The following is an 18,464-nucleotide window of genomic DNA, read 5'->3' as shown; positions in this document are numbered from 1 at the left end:
CTTGGTGAGCATCAAAATGAAAGCGCTGCATATTCATGCAGCCAAAAATTAAGGGGGGAATTAACGCATGTGGATGCGTAAGATCAGTCTGCTGTTCTGCAGCCTGATTCTGGTGATCATGACGGCATGCAGCAGCGGCTCGGGCGGCGACTCGAAGACAGTCGAGCCCGGCAAAGCGGAAGAGGCCGTCAACGCGCCTGCGGAAGCGACAAACGAGCAGTCGAGAAACGAATCAAGCAGCGAGGAAGAATTAACCGGCACGCCGGAAATGGAATTTGATATGGGCGGCCGAACCATCAAATGGGTGTCCTGGTATGATGAATCGATTCAGGAAGACAATCCTGACAACATTAAACGGAAACGTAACTTGGAAGAGCTGATGAAAAAACATAATTTTAAAATGGAATACGTGATCGTGGATTTCGGCGAGTACCAGGATAAGGTGACAGCCTCGCTGGTGGCGGGCGAACCGATCGGCGACATTATCCGGGTAGCGAGGCCATGGATGATTCCGACGCTGGTCAACCAAGGTCTGTTCGCGCCGGTGGATGAATACACGAAGAACGAGAAGGTATTCATCCAGCAGTACACGAACGAGTACTCCCAATACGAAGGAAGGGGCTACGGGTTCAGGACGGGCATCAACGGCGCGTCATCCGGCATTTTCTATAACCGCACGTTAATGAATCAATTTGGCATGAAGCCATTGCAGGAATACGTCAACGAGGACAACTGGAACTGGGATACGTTCATTCAGGTCGCGAAAGAAGCGAACAAAGATTCCAATAACGACGGCAAATTGGATATTTGGGGGCTTGCATCCGCTTCCTTGCTGGTTCCCGCAATGGCCTCGAACGAAGCGAATCTGGTCATTCTCGATAAGCAAGGTCTTGAGGATCCCAAAACCTTGGAAGTGCTGAACTTCTTGTCGCGCCTCGCAACCGAGTCGGTTGGGAGACCAACGGAAGGGGGAGACTGGACCGAGCCGGGCCAATTTTTCCGCCAAGGCAACACATTGATGGTTGCAGGCAGCGATTATGAAATGGAAAACTTCAAACAGGACATGCCGGATTACGATATCGGATTTCTCCCATTTCCGAAAGGGCCAAGCGCATCAAGTTATCATTCGCATAATACGATCCCGAATTACCTGACGATTCCAAGCGCCGTGGAGCATCCCGAACGCCTGGTTTATATTTACGAGAAAATCAACGATATCGACTCGATCTACGACTATCCGAAACAATCTACGCTGGAGACTTTATTCAGCAACGAGGACGATATTCAGAATGCCAAGATGGCCGGTGAGAGCATTAAAGTGATCGATACCGAGAGCGGATACCCATCGATGCCATATTACGAATTTATAGGGGAAATCATGGAAGGCATCCCGGTATCGACGGTCGTCGAGAAATACAAAGGGCCGTTCCAGGCAGCGATTGATGCGGTTTGGAAAAAGTAACCGTGGTTCCAAAAGGAATCTCAGCCAGTCCTCCCGTCATTTTGAAGGGATGAGTCAGGTACGGCGTTACATATGGAAGCAATTTCAAGTCAATGTTTCTTAACGGCAGACGGTGGATAGCCTTTCGCTTCCTTGAACACTTTGCTGAAATAGGAAAGATCTTGAAAGCCGCTGGATTCGGCGGCTTCCGTCACGGTAACGCCGCCGGCCATCAGCATGATTTCAGCGTTATTCACGCGTATCCGCTGCAGGTATTCCTTGTAGGTCGAACCGGTATTCTTTTTGAATAGTTTCCCTAAATAAACGGGATGGAGGTTGAACTGCTCGGCGAAGTCGTTAAACGACAAGTCTTCCGCATAGTGTTCTTCGATGATGGCGGTCAGCTTCTTGATCCGCGGGTCCATATGCATGATCGTTTGGCGATGCATGCCGTGAAGCAGCCGGTGGAGAATGAGTTCGAACAATGCACGGGCATGGATCCTATAAAACGGTTGTTTATTCATCCACACGTGGTTGAACTCCCGGATGTAGGCAAGTATCTCCTTGGTGATCAATTTCTTCGTTACAACGCCAAACGGAAGCCGGATATGATTGTGCGGCTCGGCCCAGAAAAAATTGAACGGATACGCATGCATGGGAGATTCCTTGCACGTATGGGCTTCCCGTACGCTTCCCCCCGGAACGTAGACCAGGTCGCCCGCCTCAACTGCAAATTTTTTGCCGTCAATGTAGTAGTTTGCCCGGCCATCAACGACGAACGTCAAATCGTGAAATCCGATGCGGGCCTTCTGAATTCTCCAATCCGGATAACATCTGCGGTCCACGAACAGAAAAATATTCGGTACAAGATGAGGGTGATACTCGAGCTCCATGCGGATATCGCCTCCTTTTTAAACAAATTGTAATGTTCTCATGAACATTTACAACCTGTGGTTGGATGGTCTTTTCCCAATGTATCGCCGTTTGATCATGTGAAATCATCCGCCGTTAAGAAAGGAAGGGTCCAATGATTACGTTAACCGGATTTGCAGACGAGATATCCCCGGATTTGGATGTACAGCTGGATGTCCTAGAATCCGAAAGCATCCGTTATCTTGAGCTTCGAGGCGTTTGGGGGAAAAATGTGCTGCAGCTGACGAAAAAGGAAGCGTTGACCGTGAAAGAACGATTAGCGGAGCGGAGGGTCGGAGTCTCCTCGATCGGATCGCCGATCGGGAAAATCCAAATCACCGACGACTTTGAAACCCATCTCGAAGACGCTCGGCGTGCCGTTCGTCTAGCTAAGTTTTTCCATGCGCCTTTTGTACGCGTGTTCTCCTTTTACATTCCGGACGGGGACTACGAGAAGCATCGGCCTGAGGTGTTACGGCGCATGCAACGACTCGCTCAATTGGCTGAACGCGAAGGCGTGGTTCTGCTTCATGAGAATGAAAGCCATATTTATGGAGACACCGGCGAGCGATGTTTGGATCTGCTTCAAACGGTTTCATCCTGCCATTTGCGGGCAGCCTTTGATCCGGCGAATTTCGTGCAGTGCGGCGTGAAGCCCGTTAATGAGGCCTATCCACTGATAGGCGACTATACGTCGTATGTTCATGTGAAAGACGCCATCATGGGGAAGGGGACAGTCGTACCTGCAGGGGATGGCGACGGCGAGCTCCGCGAGCTCATTCATGAGCTCAGCCGCAGGCGATTTTCAGGGTTTATGTCGTTGGAGCCGCATCTGCGCGCCGTCGGAAAATTCGAGGGATTCACGAATCCGGGGCTTTTCGTTGCGGCATCCAAAGCGATAAAGCGATTGTTAGCGGAGCAAGCAATGGAATGGAATTGACCGGCTGAATATTGATTCAACGCGTGACCTTGGTTTGAGGAGCCAAAAAATTCGAGAGGAGCAGTCTCATGAATTTACGATTTAAGAAATTCTTATGCGTATGTTTGTCTCTTGCCATCGCTTTGTCCATTCTGGTTGCACCTGGAAATATTGCCGCAGCCAGCGATGCCGTCATCAATGTTTCCTCGGAGAAGCAAGTGATTCGCGGCTTCGGAGGCATCAACCACCCGGCATGGATCGGCGATTTGACGGCAGCACAGAGAGATATCGCATTCGGAAACGGGGCGAATCAGTTAGGTTTCTCAATATTAAGAATCTACGTGCATGAAGACCGAAATCAGTGGCATCGTGAGCTGGAGACGGCCAAACGGGCCATTGCCCTTGGAGCCATCGTATTTGCTTCCCCATGGAATCCGCCGGCCGATATGGTCGAGACCTTCAACCATAACGGCGATACGTCGGCAAAGCGGCTTCGTTACGACAAATATGCCGCGTATGCCCAGCATCTTAACGATTTCGTGACGTACATGAGAAACAATGGCGTCGATCTGTATGCGATATCCGTCCAAAACGAGCCCGATTATGCACATGACTGGACGTGGTGGACACCGCAGGAAATGCTTCGGTTTATGAAAGAAAATGCCGGATCGATCAACACGAGAGTCATCGCGCCGGAGTCGTTCCAGTATCTGAAAAATATGTCGGATCCGATTTTGAATGATCCTCAGGCGCTTGTAAATATGGATATTCTCGGAGCCCATCTGTATGGCACGCAGATTAGCAATTTCGCTTATCCGCTATTCAAACAAAAAGGAGCGGGAAAAGATCTCTGGATGACGGAGGTATACTATCCGAACAGCGACAACAACTCGGCGGATCGCTGGCCCGAAGCTCTGGATGTGTCTTACCATATCCACAACGCGATGGTAGAGGGAGATTTTCAAGCTTACGTATGGTGGTATATCCGCAGATCTTACGGTCCGATGAAGGAGGACGGCACGATCAGCAAACGCGGCTACAATATGGCTCATTTCTCCAAATTTGTCCGCCCCGGTTATGTCAGGGTGGATGCCACGAAAAATCCTGAATCCAACGTTTACGTATCAGCCTATAAAGGTGACAACAAAATCGTTATCGTTGCGATTAACCGGAGCAGCGCTGGGGTCAATCAGAACTTTGTTCTTCAGAACGGATCGGTTTCGCAGGTATCAAGGTGGATCACGAGCAGCAGCAGCAATCTTCAACCCGGAACGACACTCTATGTAACGGGGAGCAACTACTGGGCCCATCTTCCCGCGCAGAGCGTTACGACCTTTGTAGGCGAACTCGGGCGCTAACTCACCGTCAACGGTACTGGTAGTTATCACAAAGGTAAATCATTTTAACAAAGAGCTGTCTCCAGGTCATACAGGCGACTTGGAAGGGCAGCTCTTTGTTTTGGGCTGGAATTGATCCGAAATTTCAGCTGATTATAGTTGGATGCATGAAAGGGAGCAAAGCGCAGTCCTGGGTTCCCCCTATGCCCTAGGCGATTACTCCGGTTTATCCTATTGCCTTGTAAAGGAGTTTTGCGGCCATTCTTCTCCTAGCCGGTAGCCATATCGTAAGCAAATTGTACCCCGAGGAAGGAATTGTACCTTTTTCTTGCGAACAGTCAAGTGTATCATCGTATTGCCTTACTTTGAGAACGCTTTCTATTGAGGAGGGTACGTATGCAGCGTTTATGGTCCAAGTTCTCCCCGGTGTTCCGCAGATTTCTGATTTCCTACTTGATCGTGCTCTTGATCCCCCAAATTGCGGGCTATGCATCGTACAGGACTTCGATTGAAGTGGCGAAAGCAAGCTCAATCGAAAACAGCCTGAGTTCCTTGAATCTGGGAAAAGAGATCATCGAGCGTCATCTGGTGGAGGTGGAAACCTTCACGAAGCAGCTTGCGATCAATCAGGATCTATATCGTCTGATCGCTGATCCCAAGCCGCTCGACAGCAACAACGTTTACGGCTTGGGACGCATGCAGCGCAGCCTGTCCATGTACAGCAGCACGAATGATTACCTCTCCGATTTCTTCATCTACATACGTAATTACAACGCCATTATTACGCCGAATACCGTCTATTACCGGCCCGAGCATTATTACGAGGCGAATCGGCTTGAAGGGTTGACGTTCGAGGAGTGGGAGGAGGCCGTATTGAAGAAGCCGCATCTAAACGAGATGATGCCGCTTAAGAAATATAGGCGGGAAATCCGCGACACGGTGTTTGTTGAGACACCGGCCGTCACGTTTCTGCAATCGATCCCGCTTAACAGCTTTAACAACCCGCAGGCGATGATCGGCGTGCTGATCGATGAAGATCATATGGGCAGCCTGCTGCAAAATATCGTGGACCAATACGGGGGCTGGGCGTTGGTTGCTGACCGGGAAGGTAGCTTGATCTTGTCCAAGGGCATCGGAGAAGAGGAGGCCAAGCGCTTCACCGAAGCTTCTTCCGATGAGAATGGCGAGGTCATCCCCACGGGAGACGGACGGCTGTTGATCTCCATCCGGTCCGATCTGAACGGCTGGACCTATATGGCCGGAATACCGGAGCAGGCGCTGATGACGAAGGCCTATAGAATTCAGCGGGTCACGACGACGTTTACGCTGACTGCGCTGTTCATTGGCTTGCTGATTGGACTTGTCCTCGCTTACCGGCACAGTGCAAAGGTCCAGTCGCTCCTGTCCGTGTTTCGCGAACAAAACCACATTTCCCGGGAGAAGATCGGCAACGAGTACGATTTCCTGGCTGGCAATATCGCGGCTTTGATCGCTAACAACAAATTGCTGGAGTCCTCACTGAACGATCAGCTCCCGCTGCTTAGGGATGCGTTTATCAAACGGTTGCTGACTGGCGACTTCTATACGCTGCGCGAACTCGAAGCGGTCTCCAGTCAGACGGGAGTCCCGCTCCGCGGCGAGCAAGGACGCGCAGGCATTCTGAAAGTCGCCGGATATGGCAGTGCCGACAGCGAAGAAATCATCCAGGAACTCAGCGTTGCCCGGTTGATCGTCCGGCAGGCTTTGAGCCGGCTGGAACCCGATGTGCTGGTTACGGACTGGGGTTCGGACCAGATCGCTTTCGTGCATCCGATTGCCGAAGAGGCGCTGGACGTCTTTACTCGTCGCCTGGATGCCGGTTTGCTTGAACTGATCGATACCGTATATCGGCATCATCGATTGTCGATCACGATCGGGCTGGGTTCGGCGTTCGAAGCGTGGAACGGCGTGGCCGACTCTTTCAACGAAGCGCAGCAAGCGCTGGAATATGCCGTTCACACCGGGGCAGTCGGCATCACCCGGTTTGAGGACGCGATGAAGGCTACGGAGCTGTACTATTATCCGATTGAATCCGAACAACGCTTGCTCAATACGCTTAAGGCGGGTGAACTTGAGGAAACAAGCCGCCTTCTTGACCAGCTGTTCAGCCGGAACTTTGAAGAGAGGGAGCTGTCGTACGATATGACGCAGCAGTTCGTAATGGAGCTCAAGGGAACCTTTCTGAAGCTGGCCGAACAAAGAATATTCCACGACGAGCCGCTCACCGACCATATCAAGGAACAGATCGCTGCAGTTGCGACGACGGACGGGGTCGATCAGCTCAGGGAGCGATTCGGGCAGCTCATTCATGAGATCTGCATGGATGTCCGGAAGAAAAAATGCGACATGCACGCCGAGACCGTGGGTGAGATTATCCGCTACATCCACGAGCGTTATTCCGACGCCGAGCTGACGCTTTATCGTATCGCGGAGCATATTGGGAAGCCCGAGAAATATATCTCCCAAATGTTCAAGGAGCACACGGGAACGAATCATTCGGACTACGTTGAGCTGGTGAGGATCGGCAAGGCGGCCGAGCTGTTGCAGGAGAAGCTATTGACGATTGACGAGATCGCCGCGCAGGTGGGGTATAACAGCGCGCATTCGTTCCGGAGGGCCTTCAAGCGGGTTCGCGGCGTGTCGCCGAGCACATTTCGGCAAATGGCCGATTAAGGAGACGGCGGGTTCGCCAATCTTTTTGTGGAAAAGAGGAAGGTCAGCCCCTGCTTAAACGAATGGATCGAACGTCTTGGCGGATGTTTTTTAATCGAACCCGCCTAATGAAAAACCGAGCGAAATCAAGGCCTGGAGAGCATCTGTTTCCGAAATTGTACGGTAAGGGAGAAAGTGTGCCTTTACGAAGCCGAGCTTGCAATTTTATGATTACGCACAAGAAAGCGCTGCCAAATAAGTTCTGGCTTCATCATTGGCAGTTACTCATCGAAGGAGGGATGGAACTGAGTACTCTATTTTCCAAGTCCAAAACGGTCAGAGCCCCGAGCGGCAAGCGCTCGGAAATCGGAAGAGCCGCCTATCGAAGCTTCAGAAGACATTGGCAGCTGTATCTGCTGGTCATTCCGCCGGTCTTGTACTTCATCATCTTCAAGTACTTGCCGATGGCAAACGCCGTGCTAGCATTCAAGAATTATAACGTGGTGAAAGGGATATGGGGCAGCCCATGGGTCGGCACGCAGTACTTCGAGATGTTTTTTCGCAACCCGGCGTTCGCGACGCTGATCAAAAATACGCTGTACATTTCGTTCTATCAATTGATCGTCGGGTTTCCGATTCCGATTCTGTTGGCGTTGGCTTTGAACGAGGTGAAGAGCGCAAGGTTCAAAAAAAACGTGCAGATGGTCACCTATGCGCCATATTTCATCTCCACGGTGGTCATGGTGTCCATCATCATGCTGTTCTTGTCCCCGCGTCTTGGGATCGTGAATACCATTGCCGGCGCGCTTGGTTTTGAAGCGGTCAATTATCTTGGAGAGCCGGGCATGTTCCGCACGATCTACGTGCTGTCCGACGTATGGCAAACCATGGGCTACTCCGCCGTCATTTATCTTGCTGCTCTGGCTGGCGTGGACCCGTCCTTATATGAAGCGGCCAAGGTGGACGGCGCCAATCGGTTCCAGAAGATCCTGAATGTCGATCTTCCTGGGATCTTGCCGGCAGCGGTCATCATTCTGATTCTCAGCGTAGGCAACATCATGGCGCTCGGCTTCGAAAAAATGTACTTGCTGCAGAATCCGCTGAACCTGTCCACGTCCGAGATCATTTCCACGTATGTGTACAAAATCGGATTGCTGAACGCGAACTACAGCTTCGCCACGGCGGTCGGATTGTTCAATTCTTTGATCAATCTGGTGCTGCTCCTTGTCGTCAACGCCATTGCCAAGCGGGCTTCCAATACCAGCCTTTGGTAAATATGAAAAAAGGGAGTGAGTGACATGAACGCATCGCAGGCCCGTTCCGGAAGCCGCCGGAGCGTGAGGATCAAGGAGTCGCTGGGAGACCGCATCTTTCTGACCGTGACCTATATCTTGCTGACCTTGGTTCTAATTGCCGTCCTGTATCCGCTTATTTACATCGTAAGCTCATCACTGAGCAGTCCGAGCGCCGTCTCTGCAGGCAAGGTGTGGCTGTGGCCGGTCGACGTATCCTTTGCAGGGTACGAGGCGGTGTTCCGAAACGGCCAGGTGCTGACGGGTTATGCCAATTCGCTGTTTTATACCGTTGCAGGCACGTTCATCAGCGTATCCCTGACGATCATGGTTGCATACCCGCTGTCGAAGAAGTCGTTTTTCGGCCGCACGCCGCTTATGGTATTTATTACTTTCACCATGCTGTTCTCCGGCGGATTGATCCCGACCTATCTGGTCGTCAAATCGATGGGCATGATCGATACGCGCTGGGCGCTGCTTATTCCGAATGCCGTGTGGGTGTGGCAGGTCATTATCGCTAGAACCTTCTTTCAGACCTCGATCCCGGATGAGCTTTCCGAGGCGGCGGATATCGACGGCTGCAGCGACATCCGCTACGTTTTCAGCGTCGTTCTTCCGCTAGCCAAACCGATCATCGCCGTGCTCTCGCTTATGTACGCGGTAGGGCAGTGGAACGCTTATTTCGATGCCCTGATTTACTTGAAATCGCAATCGCTTTATCCGCTTCAGCTCATTCTCCGCAGCATTCTCATCTTGGGCAGCGGAACGGGCAACATGGACGCCGGGGAGATGGTGAAGCAGCAGCAAATGGCCGAGCTGATGAAATACTCGCTCATTGTGGTGGCAAGCCTCCCGGTGCTGGTGATCTATCCGTTCGTACAGCGTTATTTTGTGCAGGGCATGCTGATTGGCTCCGTGAAGGGCTGATCCGGGCTGTTCTCATTGTGTTGCTTGACCCATTCGTGAGGAGGAGATTGATTTGAGAAAAACAGGACCCCGTCTGCTTGTACTCATACTGATGCTTGGTTTGGTGCTTGCCGGATGCTCCGGCGGAAACGACAACGAAGGAAGCGAAGGGACAGAAGGCGGCTTACAGGATTCCGGTGAGAAGGTTACGATCAACGTATTTGCCCATCAAAGCTCGGATGTGGATCTGAAAACCAATAAGTTTACGAAAAAAATGGAAGAGCAATTCGGCATCAAGTTCAACTGGACAACCGTTCCGTTCGATGGTGCGGCCGAAAAACGCCAAATTTCGCTTGCGTCCGGCGACTATCCGGATTTATATATGCTTATTCCTTGGGTGGACCGTTTCTCACAGACGGACTTGCTGAAGTTCGGGCAGCAGGGGGTGATCGTTCCGCTTAACGACCTGATCGAAGAGCATGCTCCCCACATTAAGGAAGTACTGGAGAACAACGAATATTATAAAGCCATGAACACGGCTCCTGACGGCAAGATTTACGGATTGACCGGCTTAAACGAATGCTTCCACTGCTCATACCCGAATAAAATGTGGATCAATACAAAGTGGCTTGATCAGCTCGGACTTGCCAAACCGACGACGCCGGAAGAATTCAAAGCGGTCCTTGAAGCCTTCAAGACGCAGGATCCGAACGGAAACGGCAAGGCGGACGAAGTGCCGCTCAGCGGATCCGTCGAAAATTTCGGCGTTCACGTGATTCCGTATCTCATGAACGGCTTTATTTACAACGACGACAGAACGTATCTCATCATGAAGGAGAGCAAGATCGACACCGCGGCGAACAAACCGGAATGGCGGGAAGCGCTGGCCTACATCAAATCGCTGTATGACGGCGGACTCATTGACCCGGGGGCGTTTACGCAAAATGCGGGTGCGTACAAAAAAATCGGGGATAACGCCGACGCACAGCTTTTGGGTGCCGGAGCAGGCATGCATCCCGCGCTATTCTTAACCACAGGAGAAGATGCACCCTACAGCAAGGACTACAACCCGCTTGCGCCTCTGCAAGGACCGCACGCCAATTATGCAACGTTCAACTATCCGATCGATCCGGGCGCATCCTTCGTTCTGACGAATAAAGCGAGCAAAGAGACGCAGATCGCCGCCATTAAAATGCTGGATTATTTCTATACGCAAGAAGGGGCAATGCTCTCTTATCTCGGTGAAGAGGGAAAGAGCTGGCGCAAGCCGCAGGATGGGGAAATCGCGCTGAACGACAAAGTGGAGCCTCTCTATAAATCGATCCCGCTCGAATCCGGGGAGCAGCCCCGCAATGACAGCTGGGGAGCACTCACCCAATATAACCATCACCGGGCATACCGCGATGCCGAGGTTCAGGGGACGGATATTTACGCGAACGATGGTTACGAACGCCGCCTGTACGAGGCAACGTTACTGATGGAAGGCAAGGAGCCGAAAGAAATATTCCCTCACTGGGCGCTATGGGTCGACCCGTTGGTCGCTGATGAAGCCAGCATGATGCAGACCAACATCAAAGACTATGTCGACCAGAACGCTCTGCTGTTCATTACCGGCGCCAAGAGTCTGGATAAAGATTGGGAGGATTACGTGAAAGGACTGGAGGGTTTGAACATACAGCGTTATCTAGAAATCATGCAGGCTGCCTACGATTCATCGACGATATCGAAGTAGGCTGCGGCGCGGTAAGCTCGGATTCTTGGGGGCAGGAGTCCAGCGCGCAGGAAGCGGAGTGAACACAGCTGGCTCCTGCCGGAATCGAAGAAGATCAAGGCTTTGGTGGTGCTGGAGGAGTCAAGTCTAGAAACTCCCGCAATATTGAACTAGTGAAGCACAAGATAGGACGAGAAAAAGGAGGGAAATCTAGTTATACTGAACTTGCATACGCATACTAAGATTAAATTGGGAGTGGTAAATTACATGGCGAATTTATTGCGCATCGGAACGCTGGTTGGCGGCGGGGATGCTGCACGCGTAATTCCTCAGATTGCGCCCCACGGCTTTGAATCGTTCAGCCTTACCTTCTGGCAGACGACCGGTGCTACCGATCTTGTGGAGACGGCCAAGCGAGTTCGTGAGCTGCAAGCTGAACACGGTTTTATCGTGTCAACGCTTGGGATCTTCGGCAATCCGCTGACCGGAGAAGGCGGTAATGCTGATACTTTGGCGAGCTGGGAGCGTCTGATCGATAATGCCCATCTGTTCGGCACCGATATCATTTCCGGTTTTACCGGACGATTGACGGGCGAATCCATCGACGCCTCGATTCCGCAATATGCGAAGGTGTTCGGCGAGCTGTCCAAAAGAGCGGCAGATCAAGGCGTCCGCATTGCGTTCGAGAACTGCGATATGGGCGGGACATGGGAGACGGGGGATTGGAACATTGCCCATAATCCGACGGCATGGGAGATGATGTTCAACGCCATCCCGTCGGACCATATCGGTCTGCAGTGGGAGCCTTGCCACCAGATGGTCTCTTTGATCGATCCGATTCCGCAGCTGCGAAAATGGGTGGATAAAGTATTCCACGTCCATGGCAAGGATGCGACGATTGCTTGGGACATCGTGAGGGAATATGGCATTCACGGGCCGAAGCCTTATGTATGGCACCGTACGCCCGGATTCGGCGACATCGACTGGACCGACATCATCACGATTTTGCGGCAGGGCAACTATGAGGGAACGATCGATATTGAAGGCTGGCATGATCCCGTATATAACGGGGAGCTTGAGATGACGGGACAGGTTCATGCGCTTCATTATTTGAAGCGATGTCGAGGTGGAGATTACATACCGAATCCGGTATGATTTCTACTACTTTAATTTTTGTCGGGTGACAAAAACATTGTAACATTCTCGATATGATTTCTTCGCCGCGGTAGACGTCCTATCATTAAACTCCCTCGAAGTGATTCAATTTCCTCACTCAAACTCATGAATTCGCAGGATTTCACCCTGAGCTAAACATGAAAGAAGAGAATCCAGGGGAGTCGGTGGCTGGGGACAGTAGAAAGGGCATGCGGGAACAAGGGTGTTGTGTCCAATACCCACTTTGTTCCATATCATGCACGTCTCCACTTTGCCCTAGTGATTCTCACTCCCATGTCTCAACGGGTCTTAGCCCTTTCATTCCTTCGTCACATCTAACTAAGGGGTGGAGGTCGGTCTTTCTAACGGAACGGGTCCGAGCCCTTTTGTTTAATATCTCCCGATACCTCGTGCTTCTTGTCATCCTGCGAATGCATGAGCTGGTGAGAAAAACTGCTTAAGCTGCTTGCGGAAACACTTTAGTCGAGTCGTAAGCTTCACTGCTTTTGGCCAGACCAACAAGCATACGGGCGACTTTACCGCACAATTTCATTATAGATTTCATTTTCTTGAGTTTTTTCACATCGACATTATGGTGGTGCAGGGCTCTAATATCCGGATTGGTCATGACCATGCACATCGTCATGAGATAGAGAAAACGTCGGAGACGAGGGCGGCCGCGTTTGCTAAGCGCCATTTTACCACGCCACTTTCCGGAACTGGCTTCAGTTAAATTGAGGCCGGCATGTCGTAATAAAGCATTTCCATGTACATAGCCGCTCAGATCTCCAGCTTCTCCTAGAATGCCAGCCAAGCTCGTTGCATTCAAACCCTGAATATCGAGCAGTTTCTGTGCATAGGGGATACGCCTCAAGATGAGATGAAGTTCATGCTCAATTTGTTCAAGTTGGCGCTGAGCCAAGTCATATTCCTCTAGTAGTTGACTCAGATGAAGCTTGTAGGCTTGGAGTGCCTGCGTGGCGCCAATGCTGCATTTTGCTAGTTCAATGAGCTGTTCCGCTCGTTTAACTCCAGCATGACGCTTTACATATTGTTTCCAACCGGTAAGAACCTCTTCTGTGGTTAATCTACTAATTTCCTCCGGTAAGGGAAAGAGTCTGAGCGTAGCAATAGAGCTGGTACAGGTAAGGGTTTTAAAGACCTGGCGCAGCTCAGGGAACACGATATCAACCCATCGATGAATTTGGTTAACAGCACTGTTGAGCCGTTTTGTAACCGTGTCTCGGTTAGCCATGAGAATTCGCAGTTCTTCGTAGGCTTCTGGATGAAAACGAACAGGGGAGTAGTACCCGTTTTTGACCATGTCTGCAATGACAAGAGCATCTTTGCGGTCACTTTTAGATGGCGAGTTGTCACGGTTCTCCTTATTCTTTTTAACGAGATGGGGATTAACGAGAACGGCTTCAATGCGCTGAGAAGAGAGCCAGCGCGCAAGATTCAGCCAGTAATGACCTGTAGGTTCCATGCCTATAATGACTTTGTTAAGCTTGTAGGTTTGGAGTAGATCCTGGATCCAGCGTCCAAATAGCTTGAAACCCTCAAGATGGTTACCGAATTCCAGCGGTGCACCTAAAGCAATCCCGCGAAAGCTGACGGCCCGGGCAACATGAGTATCTTGAGCAATGTCTACTCCGACGACCAGATGATGAGCGGTAATGTTTTCAATGAGTTGATTTTGCTTATCTTGTGCTTTAAACTTCATAGTAGAGCGACCTCCTGGATGGGCTTTTTGAGGCAATGACCTCGTGTGTAACCCCATCGTACCGAGGCGCTCGTTTTTGTTCAATCTCCAAAATATTCGTATTACAGGAATTCTAACGGGCAGGATAGTTATAAACAAAAAATCACCTGTGGTTGGTGTTTTTTAGTGTCGGCTATATTCAATTGAAACTGGTGTAAACGATTTTCTCCGACGCAACAATTTCACTGTATACAAATTTAACCCACATGATGTCGCCGTCAGAAGGTTTCTGGCTGTTGTGAAAGACACCGCCCGGCCGAAGAAATCTGCTTTTGCAACATGGACCTATTACCGATTCGATAAGTTCCTTACAAACGTACTACCGACCCAAGTGTTGGATCGGTAGTACGTGAAGTGTATTTATGGGAAGTTAACTGCCTCGAATTTGGCTCCACATGGTCACCATGTCGATCCAGCCTCGATGCTCGGCGATCTTGCCGTCCTCCACACGATATTGACGGTACAGCGTGACATCAATCGTATTGCCCGTGGGCGCGGTTCCAAAGAACATGCCTTCATGTGTGCCTTTCACAGTCATTCTCACGAGCACCTTATCCCCTTGACCGATGATCTCTTCCACCGTGTATTGTTTATCAGGAAATGCCTCCAAGATCGTTGCAGCGAATTTTTTCAGACCTTCCTTGGATTGGTAAGAAAACTCTTGATAATCGTTGGACAGAAATCGATCTACGGAGTCCAATTCACTCTGATTCCAAAATGCCTCGATAAATTGGTTTACTGTTTCCACATTTTTTTGTTCCATCGTTTTCATTCTCAAACATCTCCTTATGAATGGGTTATTAGGAATTAGTTAACGGCGAAATGTCGTGCTTTAACAGCGGTTATTGAGTCTGGATTTGAGGCAAAAGCGTAGCCGTATCGAACCAGCCGCGGTGATCTGCGATGTCTCCGTCGATGACCCGGAATTCGCGGAACTGTGTTACCTTCACGTTTTTTCCCGTAGGTGCATTTCCGGCAAAATGGCCAGCATGCACAGCCGTCATGAAAATTCTAGCGATGACCTTCTCGCCTTGGGCCAGGATTTCTTCCACGGTAAACCGCCGATCCGTAAAAGCCTCCACGATTTGCGGGGCAAAGAATTGATCGGTCTTTTCCAACATGCCCTGATTTGCAATGTCCTCGATAAACGCGGTTACCACTTCTGCATTTTTTTGTTCCATCGTTTTCATATAAAACATCTCCTTATTTAATGTTTATTGAAACCAGTTGTACTGGGTCAAACCAAATCAGATTTTATAAACAGGGACAATGGAATACAATCGGCTAATGCTTTGAATCCGGCATCGCTAGGATGAAGATGATCGCCGAAATCATAGACGGGAAGCAGCTGTTCGGGATGCTCCGGATCAGCCAGCGCAGTGTTAAAGTCGATAATACCGTCAAATACTTCGTTGGTCAGGATCCAGCGGTTCACTTCCTGCCGGATGAGCTCCTTCTCATTGGAGTAGTACGGAGCGCCGCCAAACGGTGGGAGGGTAGCAGCAAAAATGCGCAGTCCGTTCTCATGTACTTGGGCTGCCAATTCCCTCATTCCGTCAATAATCTGATTTGCGGTCGCATTTCCGAGTCCAATATCATTGATTCCTTCGAGAAAGATCACATCGGTAACTCCAGAATGTGAAAACAGGTCACGATCCAGGCGAGAAAGCACGCTTTCTCCACCTATTGGCAAACCAACCGCTGGCCCCTTTTTCAATATTTGATTGCCAACGATTCCCGCATTGAGAACGGAGATCGGATAGGAGGGATGTTCCAGGCGGAGTCGTTCAAAGAAAATATCCGGCCAACGATGGTTAGCATCTGGAGTAGATGTACTCCCCTCTGTAATGGAATCACCAAGTGCGACAATGACACATAAAGGCTCACCTTGTGTTAAAACCTCCATACCGGATAACCAGTAATAAGAATGAATTTTCTTTCGAAAAAAATCCGCGCTACTATCGTCGGCATGATTCCCCTCGGCGACATAAGTCGACCTAGGAGGCGAAAAATGCCATGTCGAGGTTCGTGTCGACTCAGGAACATAAACGCTGACAGCTACGTCAACATGTTCATTTACTTGGAGATCGACAGGGTCCGAATAAACTTCTTCCCCTGCAGGAATGACGATGGAGAATTGACCATTCAAGGCAACTTGCCGACTAGTACCGGGAACGGTTTCCCCATCTTTTGCGGCTAATGCTGCTGTTACTGTGCCGAAGACCGCAGGCTCGGAACCGTAAAGATTTGAAAACTTCAGGCGGATCTTTGAACCGAAGGCATGCGGATGTATAATCATTCGGATGGTCTGATCCTTGAATCGCTCTTCGGCAAAGTTCCCATCAAAGTACGTTTGACTTGCAAACCAAGATCCCATCCAATGGCCGTCAGAATACTTATGTTCATTCATTATCAAGAAGAAACATCTCCTTTGGTATCATGTTACCATTTGGTAACCTAATGATGATAAGAAAAACGTCTATCGACGTACTTCAAAGAAGACACACCGCGTTAGGCTGTAGCTATTCTTGCGAGATAAGGGTGGGTGTTAAACTACGGAAGTTTAAACTTTCTGATCTCTTAAAAAAGGGATTGTGCTGTTAGTTTGCTGCCGCTGCTATCGGTGTTAGCTTACGGGTCAGATCCACGAAACTGCTCACCGCATCTCGTACCCGGTCTTTCATACCCTCATCTATCGGAGCGCCGTCGGGACCAAACGTGTTCGATCCATATCCGATCGAAATCCACTGCGAACAGTTAATTCCGTGCAAATTGCGTACAATAGTCTGCAAATGCGACAGCGAGCTAACTCCGAGCGGACCGCCTGCGGAACTTACGGAAAGCACTGCCTTGCCCGCAACCTGGTTTCCGGTTATATAGTCTAGGGCGTTTTTAAGCGCTCCTGATACGGAGCCATGGTATTCCGGCGTTGCAAGGATCAAACCGTCTGCCTCTGCGATTGCTTCCAATACATGCTTAACGTTAGGATGGAAATCCCAGTTGTCGGGTGAAAAAAGCGGCAGCTGCAGCTCCGATAAATCAACGAATTGGACTGATATGTTCTGGGCTTCTAAAAGGCTGTCAATATACCGAAGTAGGTTCGTACTGCTTGCGTTTGTGCGGTTACTGCCTGCAATCAAGGTTACTTTCATCTTCAACATCACCTTTCATTTTCAAATGGTTGTCAGAATGGATATGCAAGTCACCAGCTGACAAACAGATCCGTTTGTGATATCATGTGACCATTAAGTCACCTGTTATGTTTTTATAATACGTTACCATAAGGTAACGTGTCAAGCGGTACAAATGAAATTTTTTTCAAATCGACAGGAAGGCGGTGTTTTGATGGAGATTGACATATTCAAAGCGCTTGCGGATCCCAGCCGCCGTAAGCTTTTAGATTTGCTTCACGCTTCTAACGGGCGGACTCTGAGTGATCTCTGCGAGCCCCTCGACATGTCCCGGTTCGGCGTCATGAAGCATCTGAATATATTGGAGGAAGCCGGACTCATTACAACGAGAAAAGTAGGTCGTGAAAAGCTTCATTACTTGAATGCGGTGCCCATTCGTCATATTTATGAGCGATGGGTGAGTAAATACGCCGAACCATGGGTGATCGGATTAACATCTCTTCAAAACGAATTGGAGCGTGATACAAATATGGATATGAAACCCCGGAATATAAACCAGATAGCGATTAAAGCAAAGCCAGAACAAGTGTGGCAAGCTCTCACGGACCCGGCCAAAACGTCGAAGTTTTGGTTCAACTGCGCCATCCGCACCACCTGGGAAATCGAATCTCCATTCGAACTATGGAACGGGGAAGAGAAGAAAGCAGAAGGGATCATTCTTGAGATGGATCCTCCAAAAAAACTTATGATGAGCTGGCGGTTTGTTTCGTTTCCGGGCACGGAGATGGACACCCCGTCGCGCATTACGTGGGAGATCGGTTCGCATACCGAGCTCCATGGTGTGACTCTTGTAACGGTGGTACATGATGAATTCGAAAAAGCAATGAGCACTGCAAAGATTCTTGAAAATGGGTTGCCGATTGTTCTTTCAGGTATGAAGACGTTGCTTGAAACCGGGGAAGCGCTCGCTGGCGAATAAAAGAAGGTACTCGCAAAATATAAGGGCATAGGAAAGTACTCATCCATTGATGCCAATACAAAAGAGGCAGCCTCGTAAAGCTTTAAATTTATGCGGGGCTGTCTCTTCGTGTTTACGGGTTTTGATTTGAGTTATTTTTTTATATATGTTGACATGTATATATGTCATTGTGTATATTGAGTTCATGAGATCAGCAACAATTCAGTTAAAGCCTCGATGCCGGACCGT

At 49.9% G+C, this 18,464-nt stretch carries 15 protein-coding genes; 9 read left to right on the top strand and 6 right to left on the bottom strand.

Features of this window, described 5'->3' with window-relative positions; translation table 11 throughout:
• Positions 1–67: 67 nt before the first annotated feature.
• A complete protein-coding gene (locus MKY82_RS16955; protein WP_339293904.1) occupies positions 68–1,462 on the top strand; it encodes an extracellular solute-binding protein in 1,395 nt (464 codons plus the stop codon).
• Positions 1,463–1,551: 89 nt separating this feature from the next.
• Here the strand turns inward: MKY82_RS16955 and MKY82_RS16950 are convergent, their stop codons facing one another.
• Positions 1,552–2,334 (bottom strand): AraC family transcriptional regulator, encoded by a 783-nt coding sequence (locus MKY82_RS16950; RefSeq protein ID WP_194542834.1) that lies wholly within the window; start codon positions 2,332–2,334, stop codon positions 1,552–1,554.
• A 134-nt stretch (positions 2,335–2,468) separates the two neighbouring features.
• On the opposite strand from MKY82_RS16950, the gene MKY82_RS16945 reads away from it, so the two are divergent.
• From MKY82_RS16945 to MKY82_RS16915, 7 genes are all read left to right on the top strand, one after another.
• On the top strand, positions 2,469–3,293 hold the full coding sequence (locus tag MKY82_RS16945) for a sugar phosphate isomerase/epimerase family protein (RefSeq protein WP_339217290.1): 825 nt from the start codon (positions 2,469–2,471) through the stop codon (positions 3,291–3,293).
• Between the two features lie 68 nt (positions 3,294–3,361).
• Positions 3,362–4,630: a glucuronoxylanase gene (locus MKY82_RS16940; protein WP_339293903.1), complete on the top strand. Its 1,269-nt coding sequence runs from the start codon at positions 3,362–3,364 to the stop codon at positions 4,628–4,630.
• A gap of 375 nt (positions 4,631–5,005) precedes the next feature.
• Positions 5,006–7,321, top strand: a complete 2,316-nt coding sequence (locus tag MKY82_RS16935; protein WP_339293902.1) for a helix-turn-helix domain-containing protein — start codon at positions 5,006–5,008, stop codon at positions 7,319–7,321.
• 278 nt (positions 7,322–7,599) lie between these two features.
• Complete coding sequence (locus tag MKY82_RS16930) at positions 7,600–8,574, top strand: ABC transporter permease subunit (RefSeq protein WP_339293901.1); 975 nt, start codon at positions 7,600–7,602, stop codon at positions 8,572–8,574.
• Positions 8,575–8,598: 24 nt separating this feature from the next.
• Positions 8,599–9,519, top strand: coding sequence for a carbohydrate ABC transporter permease (locus tag MKY82_RS16925; protein WP_339293900.1), 921 nt, complete (start codon positions 8,599–8,601; stop codon positions 9,517–9,519).
• 52 nt (positions 9,520–9,571) lie between these two features.
• Positions 9,572–11,230 (top strand): ABC transporter substrate-binding protein, encoded by a 1,659-nt coding sequence (locus MKY82_RS16920; RefSeq protein ID WP_339293899.1) that lies wholly within the window; start codon positions 9,572–9,574, stop codon positions 11,228–11,230.
• Positions 11,231–11,476: 246 nt separating this feature from the next.
• Positions 11,477–12,364: a sugar phosphate isomerase/epimerase gene (locus MKY82_RS16915; RefSeq protein WP_339293898.1), complete on the top strand. Its 888-nt coding sequence runs from the start codon at positions 11,477–11,479 to the stop codon at positions 12,362–12,364.
• Between the two features lie 457 nt (positions 12,365–12,821).
• On the opposite strand, the gene MKY82_RS16910 is transcribed toward MKY82_RS16915, so the two are convergent.
• From MKY82_RS16910 to MKY82_RS16890, 5 genes are all read right to left on the bottom strand, one after another.
• Positions 12,822–14,087 carry an IS110 family transposase gene (locus MKY82_RS16910; protein WP_063477462.1) on the bottom strand — a complete coding sequence of 422 codons (1,266 nt, stop codon included), beginning with the start codon at positions 14,085–14,087 and terminating at the stop codon, positions 12,822–12,824.
• Between the two features lie 409 nt (positions 14,088–14,496).
• Entirely contained in the window at positions 14,497–14,898 is a 402-nt protein-coding gene (locus MKY82_RS16905) for an ester cyclase (RefSeq protein ID WP_194542827.1), read from the bottom strand.
• Positions 14,899–14,968: 70 nt separating this feature from the next.
• Positions 14,969–15,316: an ester cyclase gene (locus MKY82_RS16900; protein ID WP_113059839.1), complete on the bottom strand. Its 348-nt coding sequence runs from the start codon at positions 15,314–15,316 to the stop codon at positions 14,969–14,971.
• A 47-nt stretch (positions 15,317–15,363) separates the two neighbouring features.
• Positions 15,364–16,536, bottom strand: a complete 1,173-nt coding sequence (locus MKY82_RS16895) for an SGNH/GDSL hydrolase family protein (protein ID WP_339296681.1) — start codon at positions 16,534–16,536, stop codon at positions 15,364–15,366.
• Positions 16,537–16,726: 190 nt separating this feature from the next.
• Positions 16,727–17,287 carry an NADPH-dependent FMN reductase gene (locus MKY82_RS16890; protein ID WP_259445260.1) on the bottom strand — a complete coding sequence of 187 codons (561 nt, stop codon included), beginning with the start codon at positions 17,285–17,287 and terminating at the stop codon, positions 16,727–16,729.
• Between the two features lie 184 nt (positions 17,288–17,471).
• On the opposite strand from MKY82_RS16890, the gene MKY82_RS16885 reads away from it, so the two are divergent.
• Complete coding sequence (locus MKY82_RS16885; protein WP_194542824.1) at positions 17,472–18,236, top strand: metalloregulator ArsR/SmtB family transcription factor; 765 nt, start codon at positions 17,472–17,474, stop codon at positions 18,234–18,236.
• Positions 18,237–18,464 lie beyond the last annotated feature (228 nt).

The sequence above is a fragment of the Paenibacillus sp. FSL W7-1279 genome (assembly GCF_037969845.1).
Lineage (GTDB): Bacteria > Bacillota > Bacilli > Paenibacillales > Paenibacillaceae > Paenibacillus_AQ.
The sequence above is the reverse complement of the archived record's forward strand: the minus strand, read 5'-3'. Positions and strand labels throughout refer to the sequence as shown.